The organism is Mesorhizobium maamorense (genome assembly GCF_044998965.1).
Lineage (GTDB): Bacteria > Pseudomonadota > Alphaproteobacteria > Rhizobiales > Rhizobiaceae > Mesorhizobium.
Genome location: NZ_CP173356.1, coordinates 110,077 through 126,703 on the forward strand (window position 1 = coordinate 110,077; position 16,627 = coordinate 126,703).

Annotated in this window: 9 protein-coding genes; 3 read left to right on the forward strand and 6 right to left on the reverse strand. The window is 57.3% G+C overall.

The window, feature by feature from the left end:
• Positions 1–687: 687 nt before the first annotated feature.
• Positions 688–837, reverse strand: a complete 150-nt coding sequence (locus tag ACIU1A_RS01110) for an ectoine synthase (protein ID WP_404926341.1) — start codon at positions 835–837, stop codon at positions 688–690.
• A 206-nt stretch (positions 838–1,043) separates the two neighbouring features.
• Positions 1,044–2,363, reverse strand: a complete 1,320-nt coding sequence (gene ectB / locus ACIU1A_RS01115) for a diaminobutyrate--2-oxoglutarate transaminase (RefSeq protein ID WP_404926342.1) — start codon at positions 2,361–2,363, stop codon at positions 1,044–1,046.
• A gap of 413 nt (positions 2,364–2,776) precedes the next feature.
• Between ectB and ACIU1A_RS01120 the strand changes: the two genes are divergently transcribed.
• A complete protein-coding gene (locus ACIU1A_RS01120; RefSeq protein WP_404926343.1) occupies positions 2,777–2,998 on the forward strand; it encodes a hypothetical protein in 222 nt (73 codons plus the stop codon).
• A gap of 197 nt (positions 2,999–3,195) precedes the next feature.
• Here the strand turns inward: ACIU1A_RS01120 and ACIU1A_RS01125 are convergent.
• From ACIU1A_RS01125 to ACIU1A_RS01135, 3 genes are all read right to left on the reverse strand, one after another.
• A protein-coding gene (locus ACIU1A_RS01125) for an IS5 family transposase (RefSeq protein ID WP_404926344.1) occupies positions 3,196–3,986 on the reverse strand; the annotation gives its coding sequence in 2 pieces (ribosomal slippage) (positions 3,196–3,656 and positions 3,656–3,986; 792 coding nt in all).
• A gap of 363 nt (positions 3,987–4,349) precedes the next feature.
• Positions 4,350–5,732, reverse strand: coding sequence for an aspartate aminotransferase family protein (locus ACIU1A_RS01130; RefSeq protein WP_404926345.1), 1,383 nt, complete (start codon positions 5,730–5,732; stop codon positions 4,350–4,352).
• Positions 5,733–5,806: 74 nt separating this feature from the next.
• Positions 5,807–7,177, reverse strand: coding sequence for an MmgE/PrpD family protein (locus tag ACIU1A_RS01135; protein ID WP_404926346.1), 1,371 nt, complete (start codon positions 7,175–7,177; stop codon positions 5,807–5,809).
• A 1,107-nt stretch (positions 7,178–8,284) separates the two neighbouring features.
• Between ACIU1A_RS01135 and ACIU1A_RS01140 the strand changes: the two genes are divergently transcribed.
• A protein-coding gene (locus ACIU1A_RS01140; protein WP_404926344.1) for an IS5 family transposase occupies positions 8,285–9,074 on the forward strand; the annotation gives its coding sequence in 2 pieces (ribosomal slippage) (positions 8,285–8,616 and positions 8,615–9,074; 792 coding nt in all).
• Positions 9,075–9,546: 472 nt separating this feature from the next.
• On the opposite strand, the gene ACIU1A_RS01145 is transcribed toward ACIU1A_RS01140, so the two are convergent.
• On the reverse strand, positions 9,547–10,233 hold the full coding sequence (locus ACIU1A_RS01145) for a 4'-phosphopantetheinyl transferase family protein (protein ID WP_404926347.1): 687 nt from the start codon (positions 10,231–10,233) through the stop codon (positions 9,547–9,549).
• Positions 10,234–10,608: 375 nt separating this feature from the next.
• Between ACIU1A_RS01145 and ACIU1A_RS01150 the strand changes: the two genes are divergently transcribed.
• Complete coding sequence (locus ACIU1A_RS01150; RefSeq protein WP_404926348.1) at positions 10,609–16,524, forward strand: amino acid adenylation domain-containing protein; 5,916 nt, start codon at positions 10,609–10,611, stop codon at positions 16,522–16,524.
• The last annotated feature ends 103 nt before the right edge of the window (positions 16,525–16,627 follow it).

Here is a 16,627-nt window from a genome sequence, read left to right on the forward strand (position 1 = left end):
ATCGACCTCGTCGCCGGTGGCAATACCCGATGACGTCAGTGCCTCAGCAATTGCCGAGAACGTAAGCGTCGGAACCTGTTTGACGTCCCTTTGTCGGCCGTATGGCTGCCTCAGTGCTGAGTCGACATCCAGTGCCGACCCTTTCAAGCAGGCGGACAAGCCTGCGCCCGATGAAAGGATCCACGCCGCGCCGACGGGCCGCGCCGACGGGCCGCTCCGACATAGAGCTTGGCGTAGCGGCCGAAAGCCGGGCAGAGTGGATCGCATAACTGACTGCCGTAGACGATGTCCTCAGTAACGATCGCGCCGCCTGGCAGGAGCGCGTCATATGGCGGAACGCGCCTGCAAACTTGGCGCTTTACCTGATTATGAGAAACTGCTCGGTCGGCGATGCGATCGCCCCTTCGGAATCGCCCGACATGGCAGGTGCGAAATGAGCCGATTGTCGAGGAGGGGATCAAGTTGCTGGTCTGATTCGCTGCTGCTCCAGGTGGTCTATTCGCAGCGTGCTCGTTCTGACTTGGCCGTCCAGCTGCGCTTATAGAGCAAATGAAGGGCTGAGCGGTTTTGCCGCAGCGTGCCGACGTCAATGGCGCATCGGGCCGGTCGCCCTGCCGGGCCAGCCCCGGATCAGCCGAGCGTACTTTGTGCCCGCCCAGACAGGTCTGGCCGCTGCCGGTCACGGCATCAGGTCGCCTCGGAGTTCAAGGCGTATGCGCCGGTCGCATCATGCACCTCCCAGCCGGCCGGCGAAGCGATAAAGACGCAGGCTAACATCAATTCGGTCTCGGCACGCAGCAGATAAGCGTCATGCGTAGATGCCCAGTCGAGCGGCATGGACCTCATCCGCTCGCGAATCCGGTCAAACCCGCTCCAGAGATGCAGTAGACCCCTACAGGTGGTTCTGATGGGGCATCTCGAGCCGGGCGCCGGATGGATCGTAGTGATGTGGAAGGTGAAGCCAATCCCATTGTCTTGAGCAGTAACCGCTCGTCGTCTGGACCCGCCGAGCTGTCAGCTCCTCCTCATCAAATCGCTGACGATCATGGTTCACGCCTTATGCGGCCGTTCACTCGCCTGCCCATCACCCCGTCAATAGCATCCTCGAGGATGTCGAGGCCCTGGTTAAGCTGATCCTCCACAATGACGAGAGGTGGCAGACACTTTACGACCTCGTCTTTGGGACCTGCGGCCTCAAGAACAAGGCCATTCTGAAATGCGGTGCTGACGACCTGACCGGCAATTTCGCCACACTTCAAATCGATGCCCCGCATCATACCACGTCCTTTGGCTGACACTCGATCTGGGTCGTACTTTTGCGCGATATGATCAAGGCGATTCTTCAGCAGATCGCCTTTCTCCCGGACTGACGCTGCCAAGCTGTCCGTTCGCCAGAAGTGCTCCAGGGCTGCCCGGGCGGTGACGAACGCATGGCAGTTTCCGCGGAAGGTTCCGGTGTGCTCTCCCGGCTGCCACACATCTAGTAGTCGATCAATCAGGACGACAGCCATAGGCAAACCATAGCCCGATATCGATTTGGCCATTGTGACAATGTCTGGACGGAGCCCAGATGTTTCGAAGCTGAAGAATGCATCGGTCCGGCCAACCCCCGCCTGAATGTCATCGACGATCAGCAGAGCTCCGTGTCTGCGCGCAACGGCCGCCACCTTTTGCAGCCACTTCGTGCTCGCGACATTCAGGCCGCCTTCGCCCTGGACTGTCTCGACAATCACCGCAGCCGGCGTGTCCACACCGCTGGAGGGATCAGAAAGCAGGTGATCAAGGTAGTCGGCGGTGTCTACACTGGACCCAAGATAGCCGTCATAGGGTAGCCGCGTGACGCCGCCGAGCAGCTGGCCGGCGGCTGCGCGGTGGTACCTGTTGCCGGTACAGGAGAGAGCGCCAAGGCTCAGACCATGAAAGCCATTGGTGAACGCAATGATGTTGGACCGACCAGTTATCTTGCGCGCTAACTTGAGGGCAGCCTCGACCGCGTTAGCGCCGGTTGGACCGGGAAACTGAACTACGTAGTCGAGTTGTCGCGGTCTGAAAATCGTCTCATCCAATTCCCGCAAAAAAGACTCCTTGGCTTCACTATACAGGTCGAGACTGTGCGTGATGCCGTCGCCGGCAATGTAATCTGCGAGCGCGTTTTTCAACTCGGGGGGATTGTGACCATAGTTTAGACTTGAGCACCCCATCAGAAAATCGAGATAAGCGGTTCCGTCGCGCGCAAATAACTGGGCCCCCCGCGCTGTTGTGAAAACTGCAGGAGCGCGACGGGAGTAGCTCCGCACTTCAGACTCGAGATGGTGGAACGTCGCGAATTCCTCCTCACGATCTGGCGCACTTTGGACAATCATCTTTGCTTCCTCATTTAAACTTTGACTTGGCAGACCACCGGAACGGTTGCGGGGCTAAGGGAACGTTCGCTTCGCCTTCAGGAAGAGAATTTCAAAAGTCATGCCAATTGTGCCGAGGGAGCCCTAGAAATACTTTATGGAGTTTTTCAATGGCTTGACCCGGAATGCAGCAGGCAGCCAGACCGAAAACAATGTGTCGCGGTCTCGACAGACACGACAGCAGGTGTCGGTTGCCCGGCGTTTTCTCAGACTTGCGATCGGTGCTGACGAGCAGCAGGCCCGCCGTTCGAAAAACAAGACTGCGCCCTATGTCGGGCTATCTGCGTGAACGCGTGCCGCCTAATCCGAACCTAACCTAGGCCCTGTTGACAAAGTGTTTCGGCCAATGCGACCGTGGAGTCACGAGGGACACCATGGCGGCACTTAGGGTCTATGATCTCAAAGATCACGTTCTTGCGCTTGATCTCGGAGACCTGCTGCAACTTTTGGCTCCTCATTCTTTAGAAGCACGCTGGGTCGTCTCGACGATCAAGTCGTCCAAACCTGGGCACGAATGGTTTGAGGCTACCGGTGAAGGGGGCAAGCGGCTTGAGGGGTTGGCACAAGGGGTGGCCAGCTTTCGGGCTCTGATTTAGCCGCCTTGGCTGAGAATACACGGCAGGTTATCTGGGGAGAGTTCGTTGGCTCTGTACCCCCGCAGTCAGAAAAGCCGTGGGTGATAATCCGGGCGGTCGACAGCACGTTCTATGAGATCGTTTCGGAAGACGAGGCGGTACTGAACAAGATTAGCTCGACCTATAAAGACGTCCGAACCGGGGAGGCTCCGATTACGTCATGGCTCTTGGACCATGGCGACGAATGATGGCAGCCAGACGCGAACGGCAGCGAGAGCAAGGAATGCCATGAACGACTTCGCCGTTTTATCATAGCGCGTGGCTATGCGACGGAACTGCTTGAGGCGGTTGAACATCCGCTCGATGCGGTTTCGATCTTTGTATGCTCGGTAGTCGCAGGCAGGCGGGTTCTTGCGGTTGGCCTTCGGCGGAATGACTGGTCTGATCCCATGGATCAGGAGTTCTTCACGCAGGAAATCACCGTCATAGCCTTTGTCGGCAAGAAACAATCTCGGTTTGCTGACCGGTATCGCCAGTAGATCAGGAACGGCATTGTAATCCGAAGCCTCGCCACCCGTCAGGATGAAGCCGAGAGGGCGTCCTTGACCGTCTGCGCGGGCGTGGATTTTTGTCGTAAAGCCGCCGCGTGATCGACCAAAAGCCTCCTGATAAGTCCCCCCTTAGCGCCCGCAGCCTGCGAGTGGCCGCGAACTGTGGTGCTGTCGATCATGTGTTGCCAGTCATCCGTCAGCCCGAGTTCGACCAGGGTCTCAAGGAGAGCGTCCCAAACGCCCTGTTCGGCCCAACGGCGAAAACGCACATAAACGGAATTCCACTTGCCGTAGCGCTCATGCATGTCACGCCAAGGACATCCGACCCGCAGAACATACAGCATGCCGTTCAGGTATCGTCGATTATCGTGCGAAGGCCGGGACTTCCTCCCCCGCTCGGTGGGCAACAGCCCCTCGATGATCCGCCATTCCATATCCGTGAGGTCGCCCCGAGCCAAAACTGCCTCCTAAAAGGCAGTCTTGAATCACGCTTCTGCTGATTTGGGAATCCACTTTGTCAACAGGGCCTAAACCTTTTAGCCAGCGCGCGTCACATCCTCGACAGCCTTCTTGGGCCCGTAGACCTCCTCGATGCCGAACCGGTTCAAAGAAGCGTCTTCGAGCATCACATTGTGGCGCCGCCTCTGCCAGAAGCTCGGGATAGCGATGGAACTCGTGGCGCCAAGCCGTTGCAGCAGTTATGAGCTCCTTGTCCGGCGTCATCCCGGCGATGCGAGCCTGTGGCGGCAGAGGTAGGGGGCCCTGCACATCAAAAGCATCCAACGTGGATTGCGTCGGGTCAGGATGAAGACAAGCGGGCTTCATCGGATTTCGCTCTCAAACGTACGGAACGTCTCTGTGAGAAGCTCGATGAACAGGTCGATTTCCGACTCGGTTATGATGAGCGGTGGAGCTGCCATGAACCACTCCCCGAATTTTCCGCTCGCGGCGCGGCGCGAATAAATATGGAGGCCAAGTTCGCGGGCGATCTCCGAGACGCGGTAAGACGCCTGCTTAGCGGCGGGGAAAATAGCCTTGGTGGCTTTGTCCTCGACGATTTCCACAGCGTTCAAAAGCCCCATGCCGCGCATGTCGCCAATTGTTGTGCTGCTATCCTTCAATGCGTTTAGCTTTTGACGAAGGATCACTCCCATGCGCTGGGCATTTTCCATCAGATTCTGCTTCACCAGCTCGGTGAGAACCGCGACCCCGATCGCCGAGGAGAGGGGATTGCCGGAATAGGTGTGGCCATGCAAGAAGCCACCAGCTTCGACAACCTTGTCGACGATCCTGTTGGGGGCAATCATGGCGCCGAGTGGCGTGTATCCGGCGCTCAAGCCCTTGGCGCAGGCGACAAGGTCCGGCAACGCGTCGGGCCAGTGATGGGCGGCCAAAAAGGTTCCGGTCCGGCCGGCGCCACACATGACCTCATCAAAGATCAACAGAACGCCGTAGCGGTCGCAAATCTTCCGGACCTTGGTATAGTAACTGTTCGGCGCGGCCAAGGCGCCGGTGGCGACGCCCCCGACTGGCTCCATGATGAAAGCGAGTACCGTGTCCTCACCTTCCGCGAGGATCTGTCTTTCGAGCTCGTCCGCGCAGTGGTCGGCATAGGAGTGAACGTCGTAGCCCTCGGGGATGCGATAGCTCAATGGTGCCGGGATCTTGGGCATTACCCGCATAATCGGGCCGAACATCTGGTCGCGATCCGGATCACCGGTGACCGCAGCGGCGCCGAGCGTCGAACCATGGTAGCCTGGCATGCGCGCAAGGATCTTCGAGCGCTTCGGTTGACCCGTGACCACGGCGTATTGACGTGCAAGTTTGAGGGTGGATTCGATCGCCTCCGAACCGCCAGAGACAAGAAAGGTCTGATCGAATCCCGGGCCCGCAAGCTCCGAGATCATCCCGCACAGCGTTTCGGTTGCTTCGCTGGTGAACGCCGTACGGACGACGTAGCTAAAGCGCTTCGCTTGTTCGATCATGGCGTCGCATACGCGCTCGTTGCCATGGCCGATATTGGCGGCGACGGCGCCTGACGACCCGTCGAGATAGCGCTTGCCGTCGGTGTCCCAAAAGAAGATGCCTTTGGCGTGGGAGATCATGGGCATTTTGGCAACGCCGCGCCCGGCGTAGAACGCCCCTCCGGTAGACTCCTTTTGAACGGGTTTGGACTGCGTGCTCTGTGTGCTCAGTGTGGACATCTTGCAGTTGGTTCCTGTTAATTGGTTTCGGAAAGGGGAGGGGGACTCTTTACCGACCGCCCCGGTGCGCGACGTCACATCACGGCGCATGATTCAAGTGCCTCGCGGACGGAAAGAGACTCCAATTCGAGGAGAGCTTCCTTCAGGCGCACCGCATTCGCCTCGCCGATAATGGGACTTGTAAGAGTGAGGAACTTGGCTTCCACCTCCACCGGCCCAAAAGCGGGCCCGCCGGGGGCGCCGGTCGGTATCTCGGCCTCTTCGCAAAGAGTTTCGCCATTCCAGAGGATCACGTTGACGCGGGCAGGCAGCAGCTTTTTCGCATAGAACTTCTCATCAGCGCCGGCGAGTGTTGCGAGACTTATTCGGGACGCTGTTTCTTGGAGATCTTTGTCCGCCAAGTCGTCTTCGCGCAGGCCCGTCGCGGAGGACTTGTCGTGCAGTTCGAGAGCGAGCGCATACGGGATATGGAACGCGGCCTCGACAGTCGATTGCGGCCACGGGCCGTTGAAGTCGCGGACGAACTCGCTCACCGTTTCAACGTGAATGCCCTTGATGTCGGCGCGGCCGAGACGGTGGCGGCTCAGCAACGCGCGCAAGCAGTCAACCGCCGTGTGGATCCAGCGGCAGACGCCAAACGGCTTGAAACCGGTCTCGAGGATGAAGTAGCGCTCACCCCACCGATCGAGCATGTCTCCGGCTTCAAAGCGGTCGGACCCGGCCATAGCCCAGAACCCGTCATCGCCGTCAAAGATGGTGCGATTGCCATGGAAACCGGCGCGTACAAGGTCGACCGCGGTGATCGCGCCCTTATTCGCCCATCCGTAATTGTTCTTCAGCAGGCTCATCGGCCGCGAGTGGAACTTGCGCAAGAAGGGGAGCGGGGCATGCATTGGGGTCAGGCCGTAGGCGTCCGCGATCTGCGTGGCGGTAAACCGGTACAACAAGCTTGCCGCGGTGCAGGCGCCAAAGATTTGCCAGGTGGCGTAGCCCTTGACTTGGCGGTCGCGATCCTCACTGGGACGCATGGCCGTGCCAAGGCGCAGCGACATTTCGTAGCCGCCGACAATCGCTGTAATCAGCTCCTTGCCGGAGCTGCCGACGTCTTCGGCGACGGCGAGAGCGGCTGGGATAATCGACGCGCCTGGATGGCCGAAGAGGATGTAGGAATCGTCGAGGCTGAGCATGCTGGCGCTGAGCGCGTTGGCATGGGCCGCATTAGCGGGATGGAAGCGCAGTGATGTGCCGAAAACGGTGCTGGGGCCACCGGAATCGATGCGCGCCAGGTAGGGTGTCATCTGATGAGCCCCGCGCGTCGTGCTTCCCGCAATCATGCAACCAACATGATCGAGGACGAGAAGCTTCGCCTTGCCACGTACGTGTGCCGGCAGCTCGTCATAGGTGAGGCTGGCGATCGTATTGGCGACGTCTCGTGTCAGCGACATGTTTCAACCTTCGGTAAGGAGGCAAAGTAAATGAAGGCGACCTGCCGCGGCCTCGTTGCGGCTGTCTATTTTTGGATGCAGACGTTCAGAACGCCATCGATGCGATAGATTGCATCGGCCAGATATCAGTGGCGTAGATCTTGCCGGACGCTTCATCAGCATTGTCGTGTAGTCGTTGATCCACTTAGAGTCTGGAATCACCATTCGGATTTGATCCGCTCCCCTGACGCAGTGGCACTTCCGCACTCATGTACTGAGCGCCTCCTACTCGGCCGCGTACAGGCCAATGCCTCACAAATCCCTCCCTGCACTTCAGGCGAAGCCACGTAGAATTTCAGCAGTTCGAGCCCTTCCGCCTCGTGAGGTGCTCCCTTCACAGCGGCGTAACGATCGCCCACCCGAAGCGCGCCGTAATAGGACCAGCCGCTAGATTGCCTTCGTTCTTGAGTGCTATGGAGCGAGTCAGCCAGGTAAGACGGCATACTTCCGATGAGGGAGTGTCAAAAGCCGTGCCAATTGCTTTTCCAAGCATCTGAGAAGATCTTCTGCATATTTGGCAATGCTTTATGTGCCAGTCGGCAAAGACTCGGGCCGAACGCCCCCTGTGGCACGGAGTCGACAAACCCAACAGCACGTGTCGGCTGCCCGACGTTTCCTAGCAATAGCGCGCAAGAGTCATAGCAGTGCTAGAGACGTTACACTGTTTCGAGACGGTCCGTGCAGATGTGATTCGCAAACAGGTCACGGACTGAAGAGAAAATCGAACCATGGTTACGTTCACCGACAACGCCATTGCCGCGTCAAGACCGCTCTTTCGCGCGCAGGCGAGCCGGCAGAAGGCTTCGCGTTTATGGCCCAGACCGGCGGCTCGTCGGTTCAAATATTCTGGAAAGCGTCTCGCGGGGGGCGATGCAATCACCTAAACCGCGGGGGTGAGATTTCTCAGCATGACAGTCGACCTCGTCACGAGCTCGAAACCTGCGGCTTTGTCTCCCAGGACAAGGGAGCAAAGCAAAGCGGAGGACGTTGAATCTCTAGGCCCTGTTGACAAAGTGGATTCCCAAATCAGCAGAAGCGTGATTCAAGACTGCCTTTTAGGAGGCAGTTTTGGCTCGGGGCGACCTCACGGATATGGAATGGCGGATCATCGAGGGGCTGTTGCCCACCGAGCGGGGGAGGAAGTCCCGGCCTTCGCACGATAATCGACGATACCTGAACGGCATGCTGTATGTTCTGCGGGTCGGATGTCCTTGGCGTGACATGCATGAGCGCTACGGCAAGTGGAATTCCGTTTATGTGCGTTTTCGCCGTTGGGCCGAACAGGGCGTTTGGGACGCTCTCCTTGAGACCCTGGTCGAACTCGGGCTGACGGATGACTGGCAACACATGATCGACAGCACCACAGTTCGCGGCCACTCGCAGGCTGCGGGCGCTAAGGGGGACTTATCAGGAGGCTTTTGGTCGATCACGCGGCGGCTTTACGACAAAAATCCACGCCCGCGCAGACGGTCAAGGACGCCCTCTCGGCTTCATCCTGACGGGTGGCGAGGCTTCGGATTACAATGCCGTTCCTGATCTACTGGCGATACCGGTCAGCAAACCGAGATTGTTTCTTGCCGACAAAGGCTATGACGGTGATTTCCTGCGTGAAGAACTCCTGATCCATGGGATCAGACCAGTCATTCCGCCGAAGGCCAACCGCAAGAACCCGCCTGCCTGCGACTACCGAGCATACAAAGATCGAAACCGCATCGAGCGGATGTTCAACCGCCTCAAGCAGTTCCGTCGCATAGCCACGCGCTATGATAAAACGGCGAAGTCGTTCATGGCATTCCTTGCTCTCGCTGCCGTTCGCGTCTGGCTGCCATCATTCGTCGCCATGGTCCAAGAGCCATGACGTAATCGGAGCCTCCCCGGTTCGGACGTCTTTATAGGTCGAGCTAATCTTGTTCAGTACCGCCTCGTCTTCCGAAACGATCTCATAGAACGTGCTGTCGACCGCCCGGATTATCACCCACGGCTTTTCTGACTGCGGGGGTACAGAGCCAACGAACTCTCCCCAGATAACCTGCCGTGTATTCTCAGCCAAGGCGGCTAAATCAGAGCCCGAAAGCTGGCCACCCCTTGTGCCAACCCCTCAAGCCGCTTGCCCCTTCACCGGTAGCCTCAAACCATTCGTGCCCAGGTTTGGACGACTTGATCGTCGAGACGACCCAGCGTGCTTCTAAAGAATGAGGAGCCAAAAGTTGCAGCAGGTCTCCGAGATCAAGCGCAAGAACGTGATCTTTGAGATCATAGACCCTAAGTGCCGCCATGGTGTCCCTCGTGACTCCACGGTCGCATTGGCCGAAACACTTTGTCAACAGGGCCTAGGCTTTGATGTGGTCCTGGCATACACGGCGGCAAATAGCCAGTTGTGGTGGCAGTCCGTGCATAAGGAACTGTTGGGGTTTATGCGATGCTACATGCCCTATCAGTCGCCCGCAGGCGAGTGCGTTGAGGTAATATTGTAGGTGACCAAATTGCACGGCTGGCTCATGCCAGCCCGTGTTAAGGCTTCGCGGATCCTGGTGGAGACCAAGACCTACGCATTTTAGTACGGCCTCTTTCCTGGTCCATAGCTCCAAGAACTTTCGCGCACGAAGCTCTTGGGGAATCTCTCTAAAACTTCTTGCCTCTTGGTCGGTCATAACGTGGCCAGCCATCTGGCGGCAATTTGGCAAAGGGCGGCAATGCTCAATGTCTATCCCAACCAAGCCCGAGGCCGATACGGCGACGGCGGACCAATCGTAGCTGTGAGACTGGCTCACTTCAATATCGTGCCCCAGCAAGCGGGGCTTACCGAACAATGAAACGGTCAGTTGGAGGTCTCGGGGCGGAACATGCAAATGCGCAGCAAGGATGGTTCGAAACGCAAACTTTGACTGGAGGTATGAAAGACGCTGATCAAAGTGACGAATTTTTTCAGCCCGTTCCTGCTCAACTCGGCTCAGCACTTCTCGCATCTGCAGCATCGGGACCGCTAGCTGTGAATGCCGAAATACCCAAACGTGCATTGTGCTTCTCTGCCGATTCGGTGCATTCGTCACTGCATGGAGACGCTCCACAGCCCTTGCCCGATCGGCGAAACGGTCAAATCGATTCACGCTTCTCTTGCTATCTGCGTTGGACGCGTGATGTCGTTAATGACTGGGGCCGAATTGATATACTGTTGACGGCTGTAATCGCGTAAAAATGTGTGAAAACACTGCGACAATTGCGTAGTATTTTTTAAAAGTCACATTGCTAATGGGGTGTACCCGTCTGAAGACGAAACGATTTTGAATGGTTATCTAATAATGCGGATACTTTGTCGGGAAGTTACAGAATTTTTAAGAAAAATTCAAACTACTTTGGGGAAAAATCCCGTAGCTTCTTCAGCGAAGAGGTCGTTGGAGAAAGTAATGGATTCCGTCACGCGCCCGCTCTCGCATGGCCAATTGGGCCTTTGGCTACATCATCAAAAGAGACCAAGCGGGAGCGAATACAATCTGCCAGTCGAGCTGCGCATAGAGGCGCCTTTCGACATTGACGCCTTGCGGCGCGCCCTGCAATCATTGATAGAGCGCCATGAAATGCTGCGCACGACCTTTCACCAGCAAGGCGAGAACGTCGTTCAGCTCACTCATAAGACAGGCTCCTTGAGCTTTCATGTCGTTCGGCTGCATAACACAAACGACGCGGGCTTCTACCAATCGATCGCGGCGGAAGCTCGCTTGCCTTTCGATCTGGAGCATGGGCCGGTCTTTCGTGCTCACCTGTTCATTCGCGGGGCAAAGGAAGAGATTCTCCTCCTCAATTTCCATCACATAATTGCCGACGCGCACAGCATTCACATCTTCCTGCACGAGTTCGGGAGGCTATACCAGGCGTGTCGCGTCAACGTGGGCATGCCGAGTCTGACCACGGCGGCTCCTTACGACGACTTCGTAGCCTGGCAGGAGCAGCTTCTTGTCGGCGACGACGGAGAGCGCATGTTGTCCTACTGGCGCACACAATTTGTCGATCATGAGCCCAACCTAGCCCTTCCGACCGACAGACCACGTGCTGCACTTGTCACGCACAGCGGGTCAGTTTTCTCCGTGGATATCGAGATGCCCCTGGCCGCGCGTCTGGAGCGACTGGCGCATAAAGAAAATGTCACGCTCTCCACCGTCCTGCTTGCTGCCTACTATGTTCTGCTGCATCGTTATGGCGATCAGGACGACATTACCGTCTACGTGCCACGGCTCGGGCGTCCGGCAGGAAATTTTTCCGGGACCTTCGGCTATTTTGCGACGCTAGCGGGCCTTCGGCAGAGTCTTTCCGGGAATCCCATTTTCCTCGACCATTTGCAGCGGGTGCGTCAAGTCATGCGCAGCGCGCGCAGCCACGAGCATTTTCCTCTACCGCTGCTGCTGGAGAAACTTAAGCTGCCCGCTGCACCCGGTCGAAATCCGCTCGCGCAGGCGGTTTTCAACTACACCCCGGAGGCGGTCAGTTCTCTTGGGTTCACGTCATGCGAAGTGGATCTCTCCGGGTTGCCTGCACAGATTCGGTTTTGCGCGACCGATACTTGGATTGATCTTGATTTTCGAATCTTAGCCGGCAAAGAAAGTCTCCGCCTTTACATCGTATACAATGCTGATTTGTGGGATCCTAGCACCATCGAGCGGCTGGCGAAGCACTATTCTCTATTGCTTGAGGCGGTTGCAAATGCGCCAGCGCGACGGATAGGCGACTTTAGTCTTCTGACGCCAGGAGAGGAGCACCAGCTCCTGCACGATTTTAACGAGACAGGTGCAAGTTTTCCCTCCCACATGTGCCTGCACAACCTGATCGAAGCGCAGGCTGCCGCTCATCCAGACAATATGGCTGTCAGCTGCCCATTGGAGGCACTCAGCTATGCCCTGCTTGAGCAAAGGGCAAACAGGCTTGCCCGTCATCTAATTTCAAAAGGCGTCCGCCTTGGAGACGTCGTCGGCGTCCTGGTTGAGCGTTCCTGTGATCTCATTGTCAGCTTTCTGGCGGTACTGAAGGCGGGGGCCGTCTATCTTCCTCTCGATCCGAGACTGCCACCTGAGCGCGTGCGGTTCATGGTGCGGGACGCTGGCGTCACTGTCGTCATCAGCAAAGCGGAGCTTAAAGAACAGACGTTCGGGAAGGCCCTGTCGGGGCTAAACATTGAAGGTGCGAATGGATGCGCGGTGGTTCTCCTCGACAAGGACAACACTGAAATTGCTCTGCATGAAGTCACGCCTCCGCACTGCCCGGCCGGCCCAGCAGATTTGGCTTACGTGATCTATACATCCGGTTCCACGGGTCAGCCGAAAGGCGTAATCGTTGAGCATCGGAGCGCTTCCAACATGGCGGAGGATTTAAAACGAACATATCAGTTAGGTGTTGATAGCCGGGTACTACAGTTCGCTTCCTGCGGATTTGATGCATCGCTGTTTGATTTTATGCTGGCCTTATCTTCTGGTGGTCAATTGTGCTTGGCACCGCCATCAGCATCGCTGCCTGGAGCAGAGCTTGTCGAGTTCATGCGCCATGAGCGCATCACCGCTGCCGGTCTTACGCCGACAGCGTGGATGTCTTTGCCGTCGACAGATCTTCCCGATCTAACCCTGATCAAGTCAGGTGGAGAACCCTTGCCCTCGAGCCTCATTGAGCGATGGGGTGACAAGCGGCGCATTTTCAATTCTTATGGGCCTACGGAAACGACCGTTTACTGTATAAGGACCGAGGTAAAAGCCGAGGTGCTAAGGCCACCCATTGGTCGCCCCGCCATCAACACCAAAGCTTACATCCTCGATCGCTATGGAAATCCCGCACCGGTTGGCGCAGTCGGCGAGCTCTATATCGGGGGCATCGGCATAGCCCGCGGCTACATCAATCACGATGAACTCGCGAAGGAGGTTTTCTGGCCAAACCCGTTCGATGATGATCCGCAATCCAGGCTCTACAAGACTGGGGATCTGGCCCGATATCGGTCAGACGGCACGATTGAGTTCTTGGGCCGGAAAGACGGACAGATCAAGATTCGCGGCATGCGGGTTGAGCTTGCCGAAATCGAGCAGTGCCTGATGGAGCACGAAAACGTCAAAGCATGCTGCGTCACGCTGACAGACCGCCCCGATGAAAATGCGAGCCTGATAGCCTATGTGGTGAGGCGACGGGAGAGTTCGGAGGATCCCGATGAACTTCAGTCTTTTCTTCGCGCCGCGCTGCCTAGCCATATGATTCCCTCACACTTCGTGTTCCTCCCGCATCTACCCACCAATCGTAGCGGGAAGATCGATCGGCGTGCTCTTCCCGAGCCGAGAAACGGCCGGAGATTAAAGGCCGCGACCTTACCAACCGGTGGCTTGCAGACGGAGCTGGCCGAAATATGGAAGGACGTGCTGAAGCTGGACACCGTCAGCGTCGACGACAATTTCTTCGATGTTGGCGGGCATTCCCTGGCCGTCGTTCAGGTTCAGGCGCGTATCCAAGATCGCTTGGGTATTGGTTGCAAGATTCTTGAGATGTTCGAGCACCCCACCATAAGAACGCTCGCAGCGCACTTGGCCACAATTCCAGTCGTTCCGTGCTCCGGACAGGATTTAACTAAACCAATTGGCTTTGTGGTCGCTAGCGAAAACGAGCCCAAGCAGGACCACAATGCTGTTGCGATCATCGGAATGGCGGGCAAGTTCCCGGGGGCGGAGAACGTCGATCAATTCTGGAGCAATTTGGTCGATGGCATAGAGTCCATCGCAGATCTGGATGAACAGACGTTGCGAGAAGCTGGCGTGGATCCCGACACTTTCCGCTCGCCTAATTATGTAAGGCGCGAAGCTGTCATTAGCGGAGTTGAACTGTTTGACGCGCCGTTTTTCGGCATCTCGCCTAAGGAAGCAGCGTGGATGGACCCACAACAGCGAATCCTACTGGAAACGGCGTATCAGGCGCTCGACCATGCGGGACACGGGTCGCGCGGGACGGAAGAAGGGCGTGTAGGTGTCTTTGCCGGCGTGGGGGCCAATCACTATCTCGTTGACCGCGGAGCAGGCCGCGACCTACTTGATTCAGAGAAGTTGCAGATACGCATTCTCAATGGCTGCGATTTCACAGCGACGCGCATCGCCTATAAGCTCAACTTGACCGGCCCGTGCGTGTCAGTGCAGACGGCGTGCTCCACTTCGCTGGTGGCTGTCCACCTCGCTTGCCAGAGTCTGCGCAGTAACGAGTGCGATATGGCGCTGGCAGGCGCTGCATCGATTTCCCTGCCCCATGGAAAAGGCTATCTCCATCAACAAGGCCACATCTTGTCTCCTGACGGCCACTGCCGGGCGTTCGATGCTAAAGCACAAGGAACGGTGAGAGGCAGTGGGGCTGCGGTCGTTGTTCTCAGACGGCTGAACGATGCCTGCAGAGACGGCGATTATATCTGGGCAGTCATAAAGGGCAGCGCCATCAACAACGATGGCGCCGGCAAGGTCGGCTTCACAGCACCCAGTGCCGATGGACAGGCTGCGGTAATTCAAGCCGCCCTCAGAAATGCTGACGTATCTGCGGACACTATTGGATATGTCGAGGCGCATGGAACGGGAACCTACCTTGGAGATCCCATCGAAATCTCCGGCCTGACCAAGGCCTTCCGTCCCCAAACCGCAAGGAAGCAATTCTGTGCGATAGGTTCCGTAAAGACAAACGTCGGCCATCTCGACGCCGCTGCGGGGGTAACGGGATTGATCAAGGTCGCCACAATGCTGAACAGGGGAGTCATTCCCGCTAGCCTGCATCTCGACAAGCCAAACCCAAATATCGACTTTCAGGAGAGCCCGGTGTTCGTAAACACTACTTGTACCGCTTGGCCCAAGGGCCGCGAGCCACGGCGCGGCGGGGTCAGCTCATTTGGCATTGGTGGCACGAATGCGCACACGATACTCGAGGAGGCACCGCCGCGAAGCGAAGAGCTAGGCGGTCGCAGGTTGCACCTGTTTCCAGTATCGGGGGCGAGCAGTTCGGCAGTGACCGAAATGCTCCGGCAGCTGGCCGGCTTTATGCGCCAAAGCGATATTCAACACAGCGTAGCGAACATCGCATACACCTTGCAAAGGGGTCGAGCTCCTCTGCGATATCGCTCAAGCTTCGTGGGATCTGATCTTTTGGAACTGGCCGACAAATTCGATCAGGCGGCACTGCAGACGGGCGCACCGCGAGAGGTATCGAGCAGTGAACACGGCGTAGTATTCATGTTTTCCGGCCAGGGCGGCCAGCAGATTGGAATGTGTCGGGAGCTTTATGAAAAAGAGCCGATATTCCGCAGCGCCATCGATGAATGCGCAAAGTGGCTTAACGACATCGCGCATTTTGATTTCCGCCCTCTGCTTTACAGCGAATGCAAATCTGATGGCGAGCTTGAATCTCAGCTGGAAGCCGTCATACAGCCTGTCGTCTTTGCTACGCAATATGCAATGGCGAAGCTCTTCATCTCGTGGGGCATTTTCCCGGCAGCTGTGACAGGCCACAGCATCGGAGAATATGCAGCCGCTCACATTGCGGGCATCATCTCGTTACCCGAAGCCCTTCGCCTGACACTGGTTCGAGGACAGATAACCTCGCGTGTGCCTGCTGGCGGCATTGTTGCAGTCAGCCTGTCGCCTGAAGAGCTCCAACCTTATTGGAATGAAAGCCTCTCATTGGCGGCAATAAACGGACCGCGTCAGTGCGTGGTTTCGGGTGCAGCATCCGACATCGCAGCGTTTCATGAGCGATTGAAGGCGAGATCCATTGCGAGCAAACGAATACGCGCAAGTCATGCGGTGCATTCATCTCTGCTCGATCCGATTCTGTCGGAGTTTAGGATGCATGCAGAACAAGTGGAGTTGCACGCGCCGCAAATACCATTCATGTCAACAGTGCTCGGTGACTGGCTTGAGGCGAACGTGCCCCTTGACGGCGGCTACTGGGTCCGCAATCTACGAGAGACGGTGCAATTCTATGCAGCTTTCGATCGGCTGGTGCAATCGGGCCACGAGTTGTTCCTCGAGATGGGGCCAGGCGCAGCCCTGACCACACTTTCCAGGCAGGTGAAGTCAAAGGACAGCCTTCGAGGTCCCGTTGCTTTTCCAGCCTTGCTGGGAGGTGATCATGGGCAAGGCGATCACGCGCGAGTGTTGCAGACCCTGGGCAAGCTCTGGACCTGCGGCGTTGGCATTGATTGGTCTAGTCTGCACGATCAACCCCCCCGCGTGCTCCCCTTCCGCCTTATCCCTTTGACCGCAAACGGTACTGGGTCGATGCGGTTGCGATTAATGAGCACGGACAAAATGAGGATCTGAATCAATTTAGTACTGCGGCCATTACCGTCGATCGCTCGGTTGGGAACGAAGCGCGCGAACCGATTGTCGTCGAGGCGTCTGCTGAGGCAGCTTTAGATCGCCG

Excerpts from the sequence above, each read along its gene's own strand:
- ACIU1A_RS01110 (WP_404926341.1), bottom strand. The coding sequence starts at position 837 with ATGCCGCTCGACTGGGCATCTACGCATGACGCTTATCTGCTGCGTGCC.
- ectB (WP_404926342.1), bottom strand. The coding sequence starts at position 2,363 with ATGATTGTCCAAAGTGCGCCAGATCGTGAGGAGGAATTCGCGACGTTC.
- ACIU1A_RS01120 (WP_404926343.1), top strand. The coding sequence starts at position 2,777 with ATGGCGGCACTTAGGGTCTATGATCTCAAAGATCACGTTCTTGCGCTT.
- ACIU1A_RS01130 (WP_404926345.1), bottom strand. The coding sequence starts at position 5,732 with ATGTCCACACTGAGCACACAGAGCACGCAGTCCAAACCCGTTCAAAAG.
- ACIU1A_RS01135 (WP_404926346.1), bottom strand. The coding sequence starts at position 7,177 with ATGTCGCTGACACGAGACGTCGCCAATACGATCGCCAGCCTCACCTAT.
- ACIU1A_RS01145 (WP_404926347.1), bottom strand. The coding sequence starts at position 10,233 with ATGCACGTTTGGGTATTTCGGCATTCACAGCTAGCGGTCCCGATGCTG.